Source organism: Nocardia sp. NPDC004068 (genome assembly GCF_042874315.1).
Classification (GTDB): Bacteria; Actinomycetota; Actinomycetes; order Mycobacteriales; family Mycobacteriaceae; genus Nocardia.
The window spans coordinates 53,425-68,513 of sequence record NZ_JBIAMW010000013.1; the positions used below are offsets into that span (position 1 = coordinate 53,425).

Sequence of the window (15,089 nt, forward strand, 5' to 3'; positions counted from 1 at the left end):
CTGTCAGCTAGGCGCCACCGCTGCACAACGGATTCCCGTTCGCGCGAGCGCACAGCGAATCCCAGGCAGCCACCCGACCCCCGAGCCCCCGATGAGTCCGATCGGGATCGCGCGAGATTCCGGTCTCCGCGATAAGGCTCGGGGGTCGTTCCATATTCGGGCATGGGCCGCGTCGCGCGGCCGTGTGCCTTAGGCTCGAGGCCATGACGACTCTGGCTGTGCCGCAGTGGTTGATTCCGCCGACGGGTGGGTTCACCGTCGAGCACTTCCTGCGATTGACGGGGTTGCCCAAACGGACCGAGCTGATCGACGGAAGTTTGATCTTCGTTGCGCCACAGACGAAGTGGCACAGCCGGGCGGTGCTGTTGCTCGAGGAGGAACTGGACGGGCAGGCCCCGGAGGAACTGCGCGCCGATTGGGAGATGGCGGTGAAACTCGACGATCGGCAGATGCCCGTCCCCGATGTCGTGGTGGTGACCGCGGAAGCCTATGAGCGCGACGAACCCTCGTCCTACTATCTCGCCGACGATGTGGTCATCGTGGTCGAGGCGGTGTCCCCGGATTCCGAGGATCGTGACCGCGACACCAAACCCGCCAAATACGCCAAGGCGCGGATTCCGCATTACTGGCGGGTGGAACGCGACGGCGCGAACGCGGTGGTGCACACGTTCCAATTGGATCCGAACGCGAATCGCTATACGGGCACGGGCATTTTCCACGATCGGCTGTATCTGACCGATCCGTTCGAGGTGGACATCGAACTGGCCGGGGTCGCGGCCCGCTGAGCGTCAGCCGATGTAGCGTTGCAGGCGGGCCGACAGGCGAGGCTTCAGAGCGCCGTCGGCCTCCACGCGCTCCTCGACGTAGCCGAGGTCACCGCCCTCGATGATGCCGTAGAGGCGCTTCGCCCCGCCCACCACCGCGCCGGACTGGCTGCGGATCACCACGTCGGTGGCCAGCTCCCAGGAGGACTGGGTGAGGGCCTGGCCGTAGAACAGTTCGACGATGCCGGAGCTGTGCGTGAGCAGCAGCTCGATCACCTCGTCGTCGCCGTCGATGCCGACCCGCCAGAAACCCGCCTCGCGCAGATCCGGGCCGCCGTAGGAGCCGTCGGATTCGATCACCCACGACCGGGATTCCCAGGACAGGTAGTCGCCGCCGTCGTGGGAGACCACGATCTGCTGACCGAAGTGGTAGTCGCCGCGCGCGGCGTCGTTGCCCTCGCCCTCGCCGCGCCACACGCCGACCAGCGGCAGCAGGGCGAGCATGGACGAACTCAGGTCCGGGCCCTGGCGCAGATTCGCGGTGTCGGTGGGCAGGGGCAGATCGGGCAGCTGCGGAATGTTGCGTGCCCCAGTGGATTTCGCGCGCTCGGCCGCCTCGGCGACCGCCTGGTCGCCGCTGCGATGCGCGTCTGTCGTGTTGTCGCTCGGTTCGTCGCTCACGACTCGGTGAACAGCCGGTAGAGGACGTAGAGCCCGAACCAGGCGATCAGGACGGAGACCAGAACCAGCAGAATCTCGAAGGCAAGGACCACGAGTGGAGTCTAACGAAACAGCCCCGGGAACAACGCTCCCGGGGCTGTTTCCTGTGACGTATCGCGCTACTTCGCCACCGTGACGTCGACGGTGTGGATACCCGCGCCCTCGGGCGTCACCTTCGCCGAGCCGTTGCCGGCCGACGACAGCGCGCGCACGGTCCACTCGCCCGGCGCGGCGAAGAAGCGGAAGTCACCGGTGCCCGAGGCCACGACCTCGGCGGTGAACTCGTCGCTCGAGTCCAGCAGCCGGACGAACGCGCCGCCGACGGGGTTGCCCTCGCCGTCGAGCACGCGACCGGTCAGCACGGTCTCCTTCTCCACGTCCACGTTGGCCGGTAAGGCCTGACCCTGGGTAGGTGCAGAACACATGTTGATTACGCTCCCAACTCGATCGGCGCGCCGACGAGGGAGCCGTATTCGGTCCAGCTCCCGTCGTAGTTCTTGACGCTCTGGTGGCCCAGCAGTTCGTGCAGCACGAACCAGGTGTGCGAGGACCGCTCGCCGATGCGGCAGTAGGCGATGGTCTCCTTGCCGTCGTCGAGGCCCGCGTCACCGTAGATCTGCTTCAGCTCCTCGTCGGAGCGGAAGGTGCCGTCCTCGTTCGCGGCCTTGCTCCACGGCACGTTGATCGCGCCGGGGATGTGGCCGGGCCGCTGGCTCTGCTCCTGCGGCAGGTGCGCGGGGGCGAGGATCTTGCCGGAGAACTCGTCGGGCGAGCGGACGTCGACCAGGTTCTTGCTGTTGATCGCGTCGATGACCTCGTCGCGGAAGGCGCGGATGGACAGGTCCTGGTCACCGGCCTTGTAGGTGGTGGCCGGGCGGTTCACCGCGTCCTGCGACAGCGGGCGGCCGTCGAGCTCCCACTTCTTGCGGCCGCCGTCGAGCAGCTTGACGTTCTGGTGGCCGTAGAGCTTGAAGTACCAGTACGCGTACGCGGCGAACCAGTTGTTGTTGCCGCCGTAGAGGACGACGGTGTCGTCGTTGGAGATGCCGCGCGCCGACAGCAGATCCGAGAACTGCTCGCGGTTGACGAAGTCACGCCGCACCGAGTCCTGCAGGTCCTGCTTCCAGTCGAGCTTGACGGCGCCCTCGATGTGACCCGTGTCGTAGGCGGAGGTGTCCTCGTCGACCTCGACGATCACGACGCCGGGGGTGTTGAGGTTCTCTTCGACCCAGTCTGCGGAGACCAGGACATCGGAGCGAGCCATGTTGTTCCTTTCGAGATGTGACTTGCCGGGCTAGGACGGGGAGTCGGTGGGGCGGGGGATCAGCCGCTGGACGAAGGGGTAGAGCTGGCAGCCCAGGCAGATGCCGAAGGCCGCGTTCAGGAACGCCGCGAACAGGGCGAAGGCGGTGAAGATCGTACCGACCAGGCCACTGCCGAACGCGAAGCCCAGGAAGGCGATCGCGGCGAACACGAAGCCCACCAGCTGGGCGAACCGCACGGGCGCGGCCGGTTCGGTCTCCGGCGCCGGGCCGACGCGCGGCGCGACCACCTTGGCGAACAGCCATCCATAGGGACTGCGCCGGGGACCGTTCAGCGCGCCGAGCGCGAAGACGACGGTCTGCACGCCGATCAGGACCGCGGCGAGCGGGGTCGAGAACGCGGCGGCGATCAGGACCAGCACGAGCACGCCGGTCGTGATCCAGGCCGCGAAGCGGGGGCCGCGCACGTCGACGTGGCCTTCGGGGATTCGGGACGATAACGGGCTATCGGGGGTAGCGGTGTGCTCCGACATCGGAAAACTCCTGCGCTGCAATCGATTTCGGCTGTCAACGGATCCGGTGGAAGAACGGGATCATCGGACGGTGGAAAAACCGGTCGGCGTCAGAAGGAGGGTGCGAAAGGCCGACCGGCTAGATGCACAGGCAGCAACAACCGCCGAGCCGGCACAGATCGACCGTGCGGCGTCGGGTGAGCATCAGCTCTCGGCGGGTTTGCACGAGAAGCAGTTTACCCGGTTCGGCGCGGGAATTGGACCCGGGGTCCGGAACTCGCGTACCTAAGCGGCTTCGGGCACGGTCAGCGGGCTGAGCGCGCTGCGCAGGTCACCCGCCTTCGGCACCCCGGAGATGCGGAATCGCTCGCGGCCGCGGGCGTCGAAGACGAAGGTCGTCGGCAGCGACAGGACGTTGAGTTCCTTGGCGAGCGCGGGTTCGGCGTCGATGTCGACCTCGACGTCCTGCGGCGGCTGCGGGGTCTGCGACAGATCGGCGACCACCCCGGCCACCACCCGCCGGACCGCCGCGCACGGGCCGCACCACTCGGCGGAGAAGTGCACCACCGCCGGGGCCTCGCCCCGCACGCCGACCGCGGCGAGCAGTTCGGTCCGGGTGTCGTCGGAGGTCTCGATGCGCCGCGACGAGGTGCGCACGCGGCCCTCGCGCAGGCGGTAGGCCAGGCCCACCGCCAGCCCGGCGGCCAGTACCAGCACCAGAATCGTGATCTGCGTCATGATCGGGCAAACCTGTTCATATCGATCGTCATGTCCTCGCCTTCGCCCTCGACGATGATGTCGCCGCCGAGCGCCTGGACCTTGGTGGGATGCACGCCGAACGGCAGATCCCGGGTGTCGATGGTCCTGGTGAAACGGGCCAGCACCGCGGTCTTGTCCAGATCCGGGCTGTTCAGCGCGGCGGTCGTGGTGTCGGCCTCCTCACCACGATAGATATCCGTGGCGACCACGCGCACCTGGTCGCCGTCGAGCAGCAGGTTCACCTTGACGCTGACCCGCGCGGTGCTGCGCGCCTCCGGGCCGAGCGCGATCGTCCCGGTCAGCAGATAGGTATTGCCCTGGGTGGTCATTCCCGTGCCGCCCGAGCCGCCGGTGCCGTCGGATTTGTCGGCGGGCGGTCCGGTCAGCGACAGGTTGGGGATATTGAGCAATCGGCCCAGTTCCAGGGAGTCGATGCGCATCCGCCCGGCCACCTGATCCACCGGCACCGCCCGCAGATTGCCGCCGACCAGGTCGTCGACCGGGATGTGCACGCCGTTGAGGGTGGCCTCGACCAGGATCTCGCCCGGAATCTCGGGATGATTGGCGCGCGCCCGGATCTCGACGTTGCGGTAGTCGCCGCGCCAGCTCTGGACGGTGAACGGGAAACCGTGGATGGTGACCTCGGGGTCGGCGCTCAGATCGCCGCCCGCGCGCAGGGCCCGCGACACCCGGTACTCGGTGTAGGCCGCCGCGGTGAAATCGGCCACCACCGCCAGCGCCAGCACCAGCAGCACCCCGACGATCACCTTGCGCATGGACGACGGCCCTCGATTCCGGGTGAACAACGCATGCACGCACGATATCGGTTGGTACAGAGCGCGGCTCGAGCCCGCGGGGTGCGTCGGTTGCCCGGAATGCGTGGTCGATGGCGTGCACGCGCTAATGTAGGCACGGATTACCTGTGCGAACGAGCATGGAATCGCGAATGACACCGAGGTTGCCGCGGACATGCCGAGATTGGGAGGAGAGCTGATGGAGCTGCTCCTGCTGACCTCCGACCCGAATCCGGAGTCGGTGCTGCCGTCGTTGTCGCTGCTGCCGCACAACGTCCGGCCCGCGCCGACCGAGGTGGCCTCGCTGCTCGAGGCCGGGACGGCCGACGTCGCGCTGGTGGACGCGAGAACCGACCTGGCCGCCGCGCGCGGGCTGTGCCGACTGCTCGGCAGCACCGGCTCGTCGGTTCCGGTGGTGGCCGTGCTGACCGAGGGCGGTCTGGTCGCGGTGAACGCCGACTGGGGTCTGGACGACATCCTGCTGCCCGGCACCGGGCCCGCCGAACTCGACGCCCGGCTGCGCCTGCTGGTGGCGCGCAACGGCGGGGCCGCGAGCCCGGAGAACAGCGGCAAGATCACCCTGGGCGAACTGGTGATCGACGAGGGCACCTACACCGCCCGGCTGCGCGGCCGCCCGCTCGATCTGACCTACAAGGAATTCGAGCTGCTGAAGTACCTCGCCCAGCACGCGGGCCGGGTGTTCACCCGCGCCCAGCTGTTGCAGGAGGTGTGGGGCTACGACTTCTTCGGCGGCACCCGCACGGTCGACGTGCACGTGCGGCGGCTGCGCGCCAAGCTCGGCAGCGAATACGAATCGCTCATCGGCACGGTCCGCAATGTCGGGTACAAGGCCGTGCGCCCGGCGCGCTCGGCGAAAGGCGATGCGGCCCCGGCCTTTCCGGACGAGGACGACAATCCCGACGGCACCGACGATTCGCAGCTGACGCAGGTCAACGGGTCGCTGTCGTGACCGCGCCGCTGACCGGCTGGTCCGACGAGGTCGCCCCCGAGACCGCGCGCCGCGTCGCCGAGACCGTCGAGCGGGCCGCCGCCGCCGACGGCGTCGCACCCGTTTCCGAACAGGCGATCCTCTCGCTGACCCGCCCGGCCGCCGCCCGGCATCTGCTGGTCGAGCGCGACGGCGTGGTGACCGGATACGCGAATCTCGTTGCGGCGCACGGGGATCACCCCGCGATGGCGGAGGCCGTGGTGGATCCGCGTTCGCGCGGGCGGGGCATCGGGGCCGCGCTCGTGGCGGCGGTGCTGGCCGCGGGCGGGCCGGGCGCGCGGGTGTGGGCGCACGGGAATCTCGCCCCGGCGCGGGCCGTCGCGGGGCGGTTGGGGCTGACCGTCGCGCGCGAGCTGTGGCAGATGCGACGCTCGCTGGCAACGCCCGAGCTACCGGAACTGGCGGTGCCCGAGGGCATCACGATCCGCACCTACGCCGGGCCCGAGGACGACGCCGAACTGTTACGCGTCAACAACGCCGCCTTCGACTGGCACCCCGAACAAGGGGGCTGGAGCGAATCGGAGATCGCGGTCCGCCGGGAGGCCGCCTGGTTCGATCCCAAGGGCCTGTTCCTGGCCTTCGATCCGGCCGCGCCGGACCGGCTGCTGGGCTTCCACTGGACGAAGGTGCACGACGACGAGAATCCGCCCGTCGGCGAGGTCTACGTCGTCGCGATCGACCCAGGTGCGCAGGGGCGCGGGCTGGGCCGCCTGCTCACCCTGGCGGGCCTGCACCACCTGCGCGAGCGCGGCCTGTCCGAGGTGTTGCTCTACACCGAGGCCGACAACACCGCGGCCGTGCGCACCTATACCCGGCTCGGCTTCGAACCGGCCCATGTCGACGTGGCCTATGCCGCCCGCCAGTAACTGTGCGGCAAATGTCACACATATAAGACGCAATCGCGCCGGGTTGTTCACCCCGCGTTCACTTACCCTGGTCCAACTGTCAACCGGTCGAATCTAGGTTGGCTGTGGGCGGCTCTCCGCTGCCTGGTGCGCAAGTTCCCCGCGAACGCGCGCGCCACAGCACCCGCCCGGTCGTTGAGGGATCGGGCGCGTACCGATGATTCCCGGAGGAATTAGGTGAATCTCAAGCGCAGCAGCGCCCTGGTCGGCGTGCTGGCCGCGAGCGCTGCCCTGACCTTGTCCGCGTGTGGCAGCGACGACAACTCGAACTCGGGCGGCGACGGTGGCAGCAAGGTCAGCGTCGCCTGCGGCGGCAAGAAGTCGCTGAAGGCCAGCGGTTCCTCGGCGCAGAAGAACGCCATGGACCGCTTCGTCAACGCCTACGAGTCCAACTGCGACGGCTTCAACCTGGACTACACCTCCAGCGGCTCCGGTGCGGGTGTGAACGAATTCGTCGGCGGCCAAACCGATTTCGGTGGTTCGGACTCCCCGCTGGACGCCAAGAAGGGGGAGACCGACAAGGCCGCCGCCCGCTGTGGCGCCCCCGCCTGGAACCTGCCGACCGTGTTCGGCCCGATCGCCGTGACCTACAACCTGGACGGCATCACCGATCTCGCGCTCGACGGTCCCACCGCGGCCAAGATCTTCAACGGCCAGATCACCAAGTGGAACGCGCCGGAGATCCAGAAGCTGAACACGGCCAGCGCGTCGAAGCTGCCGGATTCCGACATCCACGTGATCTTCCGCTCCGACGAGTCGGGCACCACCGACAACTTCCAGAAGTACCTGGACGCCGCGAGCAACGGCGCGTGGGGCAAGGGCGCGGGCAAGGCGTTCGCCGGTGGTATCGGTGAGGGCGCCAAGGGCAACGAGGGCACCTCGGCCGCGATCAAGAACACCAAGGGTGCGATCACCTACAACGAGTGGTCGTTCGCCAAGTCGCAGAACCTGTCGGTCGCGCGCATCCTCACCGATGCCGCCGTCAAGCCGGTCGAGCTGACCGTCGACTCGGCCCAGAAGGCCGTCGCCGCGGCGAAGATCAGCGGGCAGGGCAACGACCTGGTCATCGACACCAGCTCGTTCTACAAGCCGACCGATCCGGGCGCCTACCCGATCATGCTGGCGACCTACGAGATCGTCTGCTCGAAGTACAGCGACGCCGACACCGGCAAGGCCGTCAAGGCGTTCCTCACCTCGGCGATCAACAACGGTCAGAACGGTCTGGACCAGGCCGGCTACGTGCCGATCCCGGATTCCTTCAAGACCAAGCTGACCACCGCCATCAACGCCATCTCCTGATCGCGGAACTCACATGACCGTTCACGACGAAGTCACCGCGGGCCAGTCGGACTCGACCGGCCCGCGGGCGGGCGGAGATACTGCCTCCATGCCGAGCGACAGCAAGACCGGGCCGGGCCGCACGAACCTCGAGAGCAGCAAGAGCCACAACACGCGCGCGGAGACGATCTTCCGCTCGCTGGCCACCGCGGCGGGCGCGACCATCGTCGCGGCCATCGCGCTGATCGCGCTGTTCCTGTTGATCCGGGCCGTCCCGTCGATCGGCGCCAACGAGGCGAACTTCTTCACCAGCACCGAATTCAACACCTCCGATGCCAATCACCTGCGGTTCGGTATTCGTGACCTGTTCATGGTCACGGTGCTGAGTTCGATCTTCGCCTTGGTGATCGCGGTGCCGATCGGCGTCGGAATCGCGCTGTTCCTGACGCAGTACGCGCCGAAGGTGCTCGCCCGGCCGTTCGCGATCCTGGTGGATCTGCTGGCGGCGGTGCCTTCGATCGTGTTCGGTCTGTGGGGCTACCTGGCGCTGGCCGGGGAGATCGAGCCGTTCCAGGAGTGGCTGAACCGCAATCTGGGCTGGTTCTTCCTGTTCTCCGACGGCAATGTCTCGATCGGTGGCGGCGGCACCATCTTCACCGCGGGCCTGGTGCTCGCGGTGATGATCTTGCCGATCATCACCTCGGTCAGCCGGGAGGTCTTCCACCTCACCCCGCGCGCGCACATCGAGGCCGCGCAGGCGCTCGGCGCCACCAAGTGGGAGGTGGTGCGGATGACCGTGCTGCCGTACGGGCGCAGCGGTGTGATCGCCGGATCCATGCTAGGGCTCGGCCGCGCGCTCGGTGAGACCATCGCGGTCCTCGTGGTGCTGCGCACCTCGGCGCAGGCCGGGCACTGGTCGCTGTTCGACGGCGGCTACACCTTCGCCTCGAAGATCGCCTCGGCCGCTTCGGAATTCAGTCAGGCGCTGCCCACCGGCGCCTATATCGCCGCCGGTTTCGTGCTGTTCGTGCTGACCTTCGTGGTCAACGCGCTCGCGCGGATCGCCGCCGGCGGGAAGGTGAACGGCTGATGTCTGCCACCACACTCGATCGTCCGGTCAAGGCGCCCGCCTTCCGGCAGGTCAGCGCGAGCCGCAAGGTCCGCAATTCCATTGCGACCGTGGTCATGTGGCTCAGCTTCCTGATCGCGCTGGTGCCGCTGGGCTGGGTGCTGGTCCTGGTGCTCAACAAGGGTCTGCACGCGATCACCCGCAACGGCTGGTTCACCAAGTCGCAGAAGGGCATTCTGCCCGATCAGTACGGCGGCGGCGTGTACCACGCGATCTACGGCACCATCGTGCAGTCGGCGGTGGCCGCCGTCATCGCGGTGCCGCTGGGCATTCTCGCGGCCATCTTCCTGGTCGAGTACGGCCGCGGCTGGCTCGCCAAGGTCACGACGTTCATGGTCGACATCCTCGCCGGTGTGCCCTCGATCGTCGCGGCGCTGTTCGTCTTCGCGCTGTGGATCGCCACGTTCGGCCTGCCGCAGAGCGCGTTCGCGGTATCGCTCGCGATGGTGCTGCTGATGCTGCCCGTCGTCGTCCGCAGCACCGAGGAGATGCTCAAACTCGTGCCCGACGAATTGCGCGAGGCCTCGTACGCTCTGGGCATCCCGAAGTGGAAGACGATCGTGCGGATCGTGGTGCCCACGGCGCTGCCCGGCATGATCAGCGGCATGCTGCTCGCGATCGCCCGCGTGATGGGTGAGACCGCGCCGGTGCTGGTGCTGGTCGGCTACTCCAAGTCGATCAACACCGACATCTTCAACGGCAATATGGCGTCGCTCCCGCTCATGATCTACCAGGAGCTGGCCAACCCCGAACCCGCCGGACGCATGCGGGTGTGGGGCGCGGCCCTGACGCTCATTCTCATGATCGCGGTGCTGTACCTCGGGGCGGCGATCGTCAACAGGCTGCTCACGCGGAACCGATAGAAGCGAACGGATATTCGACATGGCCAAGCGGATCGACGTCAAAGACCTCAACATCTACTACGGCAAGTTCCACGCCGTGGCCGATGTCGCGCTGACCGTGCTGCCCCGCAGCGTCACCGCCTTCATCGGTCCCTCCGGGTGCGGTAAGTCCACGGTGCTGCGCTCGCTCAACCGCATGCACGAGGTGACCCCGGGCGCCCGCGTCGAGGGCGCGGTGCTGCTCGACGGCGAGGACATCTACGGCTCCGCCGTGGATCCCGTCGGCGTGCGGCGCACCATCGGCATGGTGTTCCAGCGCCCGAACCCGTTCCCCACCATGTCCATTCGCGACAATGTGGTGGCCGGGCTGAAGCTACAGGGCGTGCGCAACCGCAAGGAGCTCGACGAGGTCGCCGAGCGCTCGCTGCGCGGGGCGAACCTCTGGAACGAGGTGAAGGACCGCCTCGACAAGCCGGGCGGCGGCCTGTCCGGCGGTCAGCAGCAGCGCCTGTGCATCGCCCGCGCGATCGCGGTCTCGCCCGACGTGCTGCTGATGGACGAGCCCTGTTCGGCGCTGGACCCCATCTCCACGCTCGCGATCGAGGATCTGATCGCCGAGCTGAAGAAGGAGTTCACCATCGTCATCGTCACGCACAACATGCAGCAGGCCGCGCGCGTGAGCGATCAGACCGCCTTCTTCAACCTCGAGGCCCAAGGCAAGCCCGGCAAGCTCATCGAGATCGACGAGACGGAGAAGATCTTCTCCAACCCGGCCCGCAAGGAGACCGAGGACTACATCTCCGGCCGGTTCGGCTGAGTTCTCGGCGAAAAGCGCAGTCCCCCAACAGAATACGCAGGGCGGCCCCGGCATCTGCCGGGGCCGCCCCGTCATGTCCGGGCTCGGGGCGCTGTCGACCGGGCTCGGGCAGGTGATCGCGGCGCGGGCCGGGATGGGCGTCTTCGCGGCCGCGGTGTTCCCGGCCACCCTGGCGCTGCTCATCCACCTGTTCCCCGAGGCGCGTCCGCGGGCGGCCGCGATCGCGCTGTGGACGGCCATGGCCGGGGTCGCGGTCGCCATCGGTCCGGTCACCGGCGGCTATCTGCTGCGCTACTTCAGCTGGCATTCGGTGTTCTGGATCAACGTGCCCGTCGCGCTGGCCGCCGTCGTGGCCGTGCTCGTGGTGGTGCCGGAGTCGCGGAGCGCGCGCGGCGGGCGGTTGGACGTCATGGGAATCGCGCTGTCGCTCGTCGCGGTCACCACGCTGGTGTGGACGATCATCGAGGCGCCGAAACACGGCTGGCTCAGCGGTATCAGCCTCGCCGGATACGCGATCTCGCTGGCGCTGCTGGTGGCCTACGCCGCGTGGGAGCTGCGCGTCGACTCACCCGTGCTGAACGTGCGCCTGTTCCGGATCCGCCGCTTCTCGATTCCGGCGGTCGCGATCACCGTGTCCTACTTCTGCGCCTTCGGCTTCCTGTTCCTCATCACGCAGTACTTCCAGGGCGTGAAGGAGTACAGCGCACTGGAATTCGGCATCCACTCCCTGCCGTTCGCGGCCGCGGTCGGAATCGGCGCGCCCGCAGCCACTCTCGTGGCCCAGCGCCTCGGAGTCACCGCGACGATCGTCACCGGCCTGCTGACGCTGGCGGCGGGCATGTACCTCGCGGGCCGCGTCACCGTCGAAACGCCTTATCTGGGAACGGTTCTGGTGTCGATGGTGCTGATGGGCATCGGCTTCGGCGTGGTGCAGGGCCCGGCCACCGCGGCCATCATGAACGCGGTGCCCGAGGCCGAGGCGGGCGCGGGATCCGCGGTCAACGACACCACCCGCGAGGTCGGCGGCACCCTCGGCGTCGCGGTGCTCGGCTCGATCATGACCTCGGTCTACACCGACCGGGTGGGCGCGCGCATCGACGCCATCCCGAACGCGATCATGACGCCCGAGCAGAAGTCCATCGCCCGCGACACCCCGATCAGCGTGCTGGAAGTCGTTCGCGCGCCGATCAACTCGTTGTTCGCCGGGGCCAAGGCCGATCTCGTGCACGCGATGAAGACGGCCGCCATGGCGGGCGCGCAGACGGCCTCCTTCGTGGCCGTCGGCGCGCTGCTGGCCTGTGCTCTCGCGGTGGCGGTGCTGCTGCCCCGGCGGGCCGGGCGGGACTAGATGCGCTCGGCCTCGGCGTCGACCTCGGACGGCAGCACACCGGTTACCAGGAAGACCACGCGGCGGCCGATCTCGACGGCGTGGTCGGCGAAGCGCTCGTAGTAGCGGCCCAGCAGGGTGACGTCCACGGCGGCGGCGACGCCGAACTTCCACTCGCGATCCATGAGCAGGGTGAACAGGTGGCGATGCAGGTCGTCCATCGCCTCGTCCTCCTCGGTGAGCTGCGCGGCCCGCTCGGGGTCGCGCGTCTCGAGGACCTCCTTGGCCGACGCGCCCATGCTCACCGCGATCCGGCCCATCTCGGCGAAGTAGCCGTTGACGGCCTCGGGCAGGGCGTGATTGGGATGCCGTCGCCGCGCGACCTTGGCCACGTGCAGCGCGAGCGCGCCCATGCGGTTGACGTCGGCGACGATCTGGATCGCGCTGACCACCTGCCGGAGGTCCCCGGCCACCGGCGCCTGCAACGCCAGCAGGGCGAAGGCCTTCTCCTCGGCCAGCGTGTTCATCTCGGCGATCCGGTCGTATTCGGTGATCACCTGCTCGGCGAGCGTCAGATCGGCCTGCAGCAGCGACTGCGTCGCGCGCTCCATGGCCGAGCCGGCCAGGCCCGCCATCTCGCCCAGGAGGTTGGCGAGATCAGCCATTTGTTCGTTGTAGATGACACGCATGGAACCCAACAGTAGTTCCTCACACTGACCGAGTCACGAACGGTGAGTGAACTATTTACACAGGTCATCGGCGGCGTTGACATGTTCGAGATCCGACGGCAGCGGCGCCGGGGTCTCCGACGAGCCACCGGCGGAGGTGGGCACGTCGGGCAGCGGCTCGCCGAAGGCGACCGGCGCGCGGACCGTGCCCGCGTAGTCCGTGCCGAGCACCACGTCCACGATGCTGCCCAGACTCGACGTGGTCTCGAGCGTCGCGCCCGGAATCGCGGAGGCGACCGTCGCCGCCTCGCTCTCGTGCCCGGCGGAGTAGCGCACCTTCGTCGTGGAAACCGGTGCGTTCGAATAGTTTCCGACGTTGTAGATCTGGAAGCCCTGATTGGCCAGCTTGTTCGCGGCCGTGGCCGCGGTGCCGCCGACGCTCGTTCCGTTGGAGACCTGCACCGAGACCGTGCTCGGATCGACCGCGGTGAGCCGCTTGGGAGCGGGCGCCTCGGTGGTCGGCGGCGGGGTGAGCGGTTTCTTCTCGCCCGGCAGCGGCTGGTCGTCGATGATCGCGTTGAAGATCGCCCTGATATCGGACTCGCGCGGAATCTCGTTGCCGTAGGACGTGGTTCCGGCCGTGGGAACGGTGAGGAACGTGATGGCCCCGGCGTCCACCTTCTGTAGCGAACGGCCCAGCGTGAGCAGGTCGTTGACCTTCACGTTGTCCATCAGGGCGTGGCCGGAGAAGGCGTTGATGAAGGCGTTCATCTTGCCCGGATCGAACAGCGTCTTGTTCGACAGCGCGCTGCGCAGCAGCGAGGACATGAACCGCTGCTGCCGGTTGATGCGGTCGTAGTCGCTGCGGAACTCGCCCTGTACGTGCCGGGCGCGCACGTAGTCCAGTCCGGTCGAGCCGTTGATGATCTGCTTGCCCGGCGTGGGCAGGATGGTCCCGAGTTCGTCGTCGACCAGCGGTTTGGACGTGCAGACCTCCACGCCGCCGACCGTGTCGACCATGGATTGGAAGCCGCTGAAGTCCAGGCCGATGAAGTGGTTGATCTTCAGGCCGGACAGTTTGTAGATCACCGAGGTGAGGCATTTGGGGCCGCCGAGGGCGTAGACGGCGTTGAGTTTGTCGCCGATCGCGGGCGGGAAGGTGGTGCCGGTGTAGCGGCGGTTCTCGTTGTCCCAGCCCTCGCACGTCGGGCGGGAGATGTCCAGATCGCGCGGGAAGGAGACCACCACGACGCGCTGCCGGTTCTCCGGGATGTTCACCAGCATGACGGTGTCGGCGCGCGCGCCCTCGGCGTCGTCGGTGGTGCCCGCGCCGATCTGACCGTCCGCGCCCGCGCGGGTGTCGTTGCCGATGATGAGGAAGTTCTCGTCGCCGAGCTGACCGGCCGGATTGACGATGTCGCTGGAGTTCTCGTCCACCGCCGACACCCGGCTGAACCCCCCGTCGGTGGCCCGCAGATAGTTCCAGCCGACCCCGGTCAACACCAGCGCGAACACGGCCACCGCCGCGGTCGTCCCCCGAGCGATCAACCGCACCCGCCGAACCCGCCGCTGCCTGCTCGCCGCCAGCCGCGACATCGCGGCCTTCCCGACCACCGCGGGTTCGGCCTTCCCCCGCCCCCGCGCCACCCCCGGCGGCGGTTCGTCCGGATCCGCCAACGGCAGAATGTCGGTCGGCTGATCCACCACCGCCGTGCGCGCCCCGCCCCGCTGCCCCCCGGCTTCATCGGCCCCGGCCGCCCGATGCCCGGCCCGTGGGGCAGCGGGTTCATCCGATGCGGGGGCGCGATGTCCGACCCGTGGGGCGGCGGGTTCGTCCGATGTGGGGGCCCGATGTCCGGCCCGTGGGGCGCTCGGTTCATCCGATGCGGGCGCGCGGCGTCCGGCCCGCGCGGCGGCGGCTTCGTCCGATGTGGGGGCGCGGTGCACGGAACGAGGAGCCGATGGCTCGTTGGAGGCGGGGGCGCGGTGCGCGGAACGTGTTGGGGCCGAATCGGTTCCGGTGGACTGGGCGGGGAGGGTGCTGTCGGTGGGGAGGTCGGCGATGCGCTCGCTGTCCACCTTCTGCACCAGGTCGTGCACCGTGACCGGGCCCGCGGCGGACGGGGTCTCCTCGGCGTGGCGGTTGCGGCGGGACGGCCGGTCGCTCTCGGTTGTGGCGTAGCGCTCCCAGGGGGCGCGACCTCCGGGCCCGGGCGGCTGCCCACGCCGATCGTCGTCACCCACCAACGAACCTCGCTTTGCTCACTCTCGGGGATCGGCTTGCCGGTTCAACGGCAGCGCCC

At 68.5% G+C, this 15,089-nt stretch carries 16 protein-coding genes; 8 read left to right on the forward strand and 8 right to left on the reverse strand.

Annotated features, from left to right (window positions below):
• Window positions 1-203: 203 nt before the first annotated feature.
• Entirely contained in the window at window positions 204-785 is a 582-nt protein-coding gene (locus ACFYTQ_RS28610) for a Uma2 family endonuclease (protein WP_387367677.1), read from the forward strand.
• Between the two features lie 3 nt (window positions 786-788).
• Here ACFYTQ_RS28610 and ACFYTQ_RS28615 read toward each other — a convergent pair whose 3' ends face one another.
• The 6 genes from ACFYTQ_RS28615 to ACFYTQ_RS28640 form a co-directional block, all read right to left on the reverse strand.
• Entirely contained in the window at window positions 789-1,445 is a 657-nt protein-coding gene (locus tag ACFYTQ_RS28615; RefSeq protein ID WP_387367680.1) for an FABP family protein, read from the reverse strand.
• A 158-nt stretch (window positions 1,446-1,603) separates the two neighbouring features.
• Window positions 1,604-1,909 carry a DUF1416 domain-containing protein gene (locus tag ACFYTQ_RS28620; protein WP_387367683.1) on the reverse strand — a complete coding sequence of 102 codons (306 nt, stop codon included), beginning with the start codon at window positions 1,907-1,909 and terminating at the stop codon, window positions 1,604-1,606.
• Window positions 1,910-1,914: 5 nt separating this feature from the next.
• On the reverse strand, window positions 1,915-2,748 hold the full coding sequence (locus ACFYTQ_RS28625; protein ID WP_387367686.1) for a sulfurtransferase: 834 nt from the start codon (window positions 2,746-2,748) through the stop codon (window positions 1,915-1,917).
• A gap of 30 nt (window positions 2,749-2,778) precedes the next feature.
• Window positions 2,779-3,279 (reverse strand): DUF4395 domain-containing protein, encoded by a 501-nt coding sequence (locus ACFYTQ_RS28630; protein WP_387367689.1) that lies wholly within the window; start codon window positions 3,277-3,279, stop codon window positions 2,779-2,781.
• A 264-nt stretch (window positions 3,280-3,543) separates the two neighbouring features.
• Window positions 3,544-3,996, reverse strand: a complete 453-nt coding sequence (locus tag ACFYTQ_RS28635) for a thioredoxin family protein (RefSeq protein WP_387367692.1) — start codon at window positions 3,994-3,996, stop codon at window positions 3,544-3,546.
• Entirely contained in the window at window positions 3,993-4,793 is an 801-nt protein-coding gene (locus ACFYTQ_RS28640) for an LmeA family phospholipid-binding protein (RefSeq protein WP_387367695.1), read from the reverse strand. The genes ACFYTQ_RS28635 and ACFYTQ_RS28640 overlap by 4 nt, the downstream gene beginning before the upstream one ends.
• 217 nt (window positions 4,794-5,010) lie before the next feature.
• On the opposite strand from ACFYTQ_RS28640, the gene ACFYTQ_RS28645 reads away from it, so the two are divergent.
• From ACFYTQ_RS28645 to ACFYTQ_RS28675, 7 genes are all read left to right on the forward strand, one after another.
• Complete coding sequence (locus ACFYTQ_RS28645; RefSeq protein ID WP_387367698.1) at window positions 5,011-5,781, forward strand: winged-helix domain-containing protein; 771 nt, start codon at window positions 5,011-5,013, stop codon at window positions 5,779-5,781.
• Window positions 5,778-6,686, forward strand: a complete 909-nt coding sequence (gene mshD, locus ACFYTQ_RS28650) for a mycothiol synthase (RefSeq protein WP_387367701.1) — start codon at window positions 5,778-5,780, stop codon at window positions 6,684-6,686. Before ACFYTQ_RS28645 ends, mshD begins: the two co-directional genes overlap by 4 nt.
• A gap of 216 nt (window positions 6,687-6,902) precedes the next feature.
• Entirely contained in the window at window positions 6,903-8,024 is a 1,122-nt protein-coding gene (gene pstS / locus ACFYTQ_RS28655) for a phosphate ABC transporter substrate-binding protein PstS (protein WP_387367704.1), read from the forward strand.
• A gap of 88 nt (window positions 8,025-8,112) precedes the next feature.
• Complete coding sequence (gene pstC / locus ACFYTQ_RS28660) at window positions 8,113-9,093, forward strand: phosphate ABC transporter permease subunit PstC (RefSeq protein ID WP_387367707.1); 981 nt, start codon at window positions 8,113-8,115, stop codon at window positions 9,091-9,093.
• Window positions 9,093-9,995: a phosphate ABC transporter permease PstA gene (pstA, locus tag ACFYTQ_RS28665; protein WP_387367710.1), complete on the forward strand. Its 903-nt coding sequence runs from the start codon at window positions 9,093-9,095 to the stop codon at window positions 9,993-9,995. Before pstC ends, pstA begins: the two co-directional genes overlap by 1 nt.
• Window positions 9,996-10,014: 19 nt before the next feature.
• Window positions 10,015-10,791, forward strand: a complete 777-nt coding sequence (gene pstB / locus ACFYTQ_RS28670) for a phosphate ABC transporter ATP-binding protein PstB (protein WP_387367712.1) — start codon at window positions 10,015-10,017, stop codon at window positions 10,789-10,791.
• A 73-nt stretch (window positions 10,792-10,864) separates the two neighbouring features.
• A complete protein-coding gene (locus tag ACFYTQ_RS28675) occupies window positions 10,865-12,139 on the forward strand; it encodes an MFS transporter (RefSeq protein ID WP_387367715.1) in 1,275 nt (424 codons plus the stop codon).
• On the opposite strand, the gene phoU is transcribed toward ACFYTQ_RS28675, so the two are convergent.
• The gene (phoU, locus tag ACFYTQ_RS28680) at window positions 12,136-12,807 is read right to left on the reverse strand and encodes a phosphate signaling complex protein PhoU (RefSeq protein ID WP_387367718.1); all 672 of its coding nucleotides are present in this window, start codon (window positions 12,805-12,807) and stop codon (window positions 12,136-12,138) included. The genes ACFYTQ_RS28675 and phoU overlap by 4 nt on opposite strands.
• A 51-nt stretch (window positions 12,808-12,858) precedes the next feature.
• Complete coding sequence (locus ACFYTQ_RS28685; RefSeq protein WP_387367721.1) at window positions 12,859-15,030, reverse strand: LCP family protein; 2,172 nt, start codon at window positions 15,028-15,030, stop codon at window positions 12,859-12,861.
• Between the last annotated feature and the right edge of the window lie 59 nt (window positions 15,031-15,089).

What these genes read in the sequence shown, in the direction of transcription:
- ACFYTQ_RS28610 (WP_387367677.1), top strand. Translation starts at nt 204, where the DNA reads ATGACGACTCTGGCTGTGCCGCAGTGGTTGATTCCGCCGACGGGTGGG.
- ACFYTQ_RS28620 (WP_387367683.1), bottom strand. Translation starts at nt 1,909, where the DNA reads ATGTGTTCTGCACCTACCCAGGGTCAGGCCTTACCGGCCAACGTGGAC.
- ACFYTQ_RS28625 (WP_387367686.1), bottom strand. Translation starts at nt 2,748, where the DNA reads ATGGCTCGCTCCGATGTCCTGGTCTCCGCAGACTGGGTCGAAGAGAAC.
- ACFYTQ_RS28630 (WP_387367689.1), bottom strand. Translation starts at nt 3,279, where the DNA reads ATGTCGGAGCACACCGCTACCCCCGATAGCCCGTTATCGTCCCGAATC.
- ACFYTQ_RS28635 (WP_387367692.1), bottom strand. Translation starts at nt 3,996, where the DNA reads ATGACGCAGATCACGATTCTGGTGCTGGTACTGGCCGCCGGGCTGGCG.
- ACFYTQ_RS28640 (WP_387367695.1), bottom strand. Translation starts at nt 4,793, where the DNA reads ATGCGCAAGGTGATCGTCGGGGTGCTGCTGGTGCTGGCGCTGGCGGTG.
- ACFYTQ_RS28645 (WP_387367698.1), top strand. Translation starts at nt 5,011, where the DNA reads ATGGAGCTGCTCCTGCTGACCTCCGACCCGAATCCGGAGTCGGTGCTG.
- pstC (WP_387367707.1), top strand. Translation starts at nt 8,113, where the DNA reads ATGCCGAGCGACAGCAAGACCGGGCCGGGCCGCACGAACCTCGAGAGC.
- pstA (WP_387367710.1), top strand. Translation starts at nt 9,093, where the DNA reads ATGTCTGCCACCACACTCGATCGTCCGGTCAAGGCGCCCGCCTTCCGG.
- pstB (WP_387367712.1), top strand. Translation starts at nt 10,015, where the DNA reads ATGGCCAAGCGGATCGACGTCAAAGACCTCAACATCTACTACGGCAAG.
- ACFYTQ_RS28675 (WP_387367715.1), top strand. Translation starts at nt 10,865, where the DNA reads ATGTCCGGGCTCGGGGCGCTGTCGACCGGGCTCGGGCAGGTGATCGCG.
- phoU (WP_387367718.1), bottom strand. Translation starts at nt 12,807, where the DNA reads ATGCGTGTCATCTACAACGAACAAATGGCTGATCTCGCCAACCTCCTG.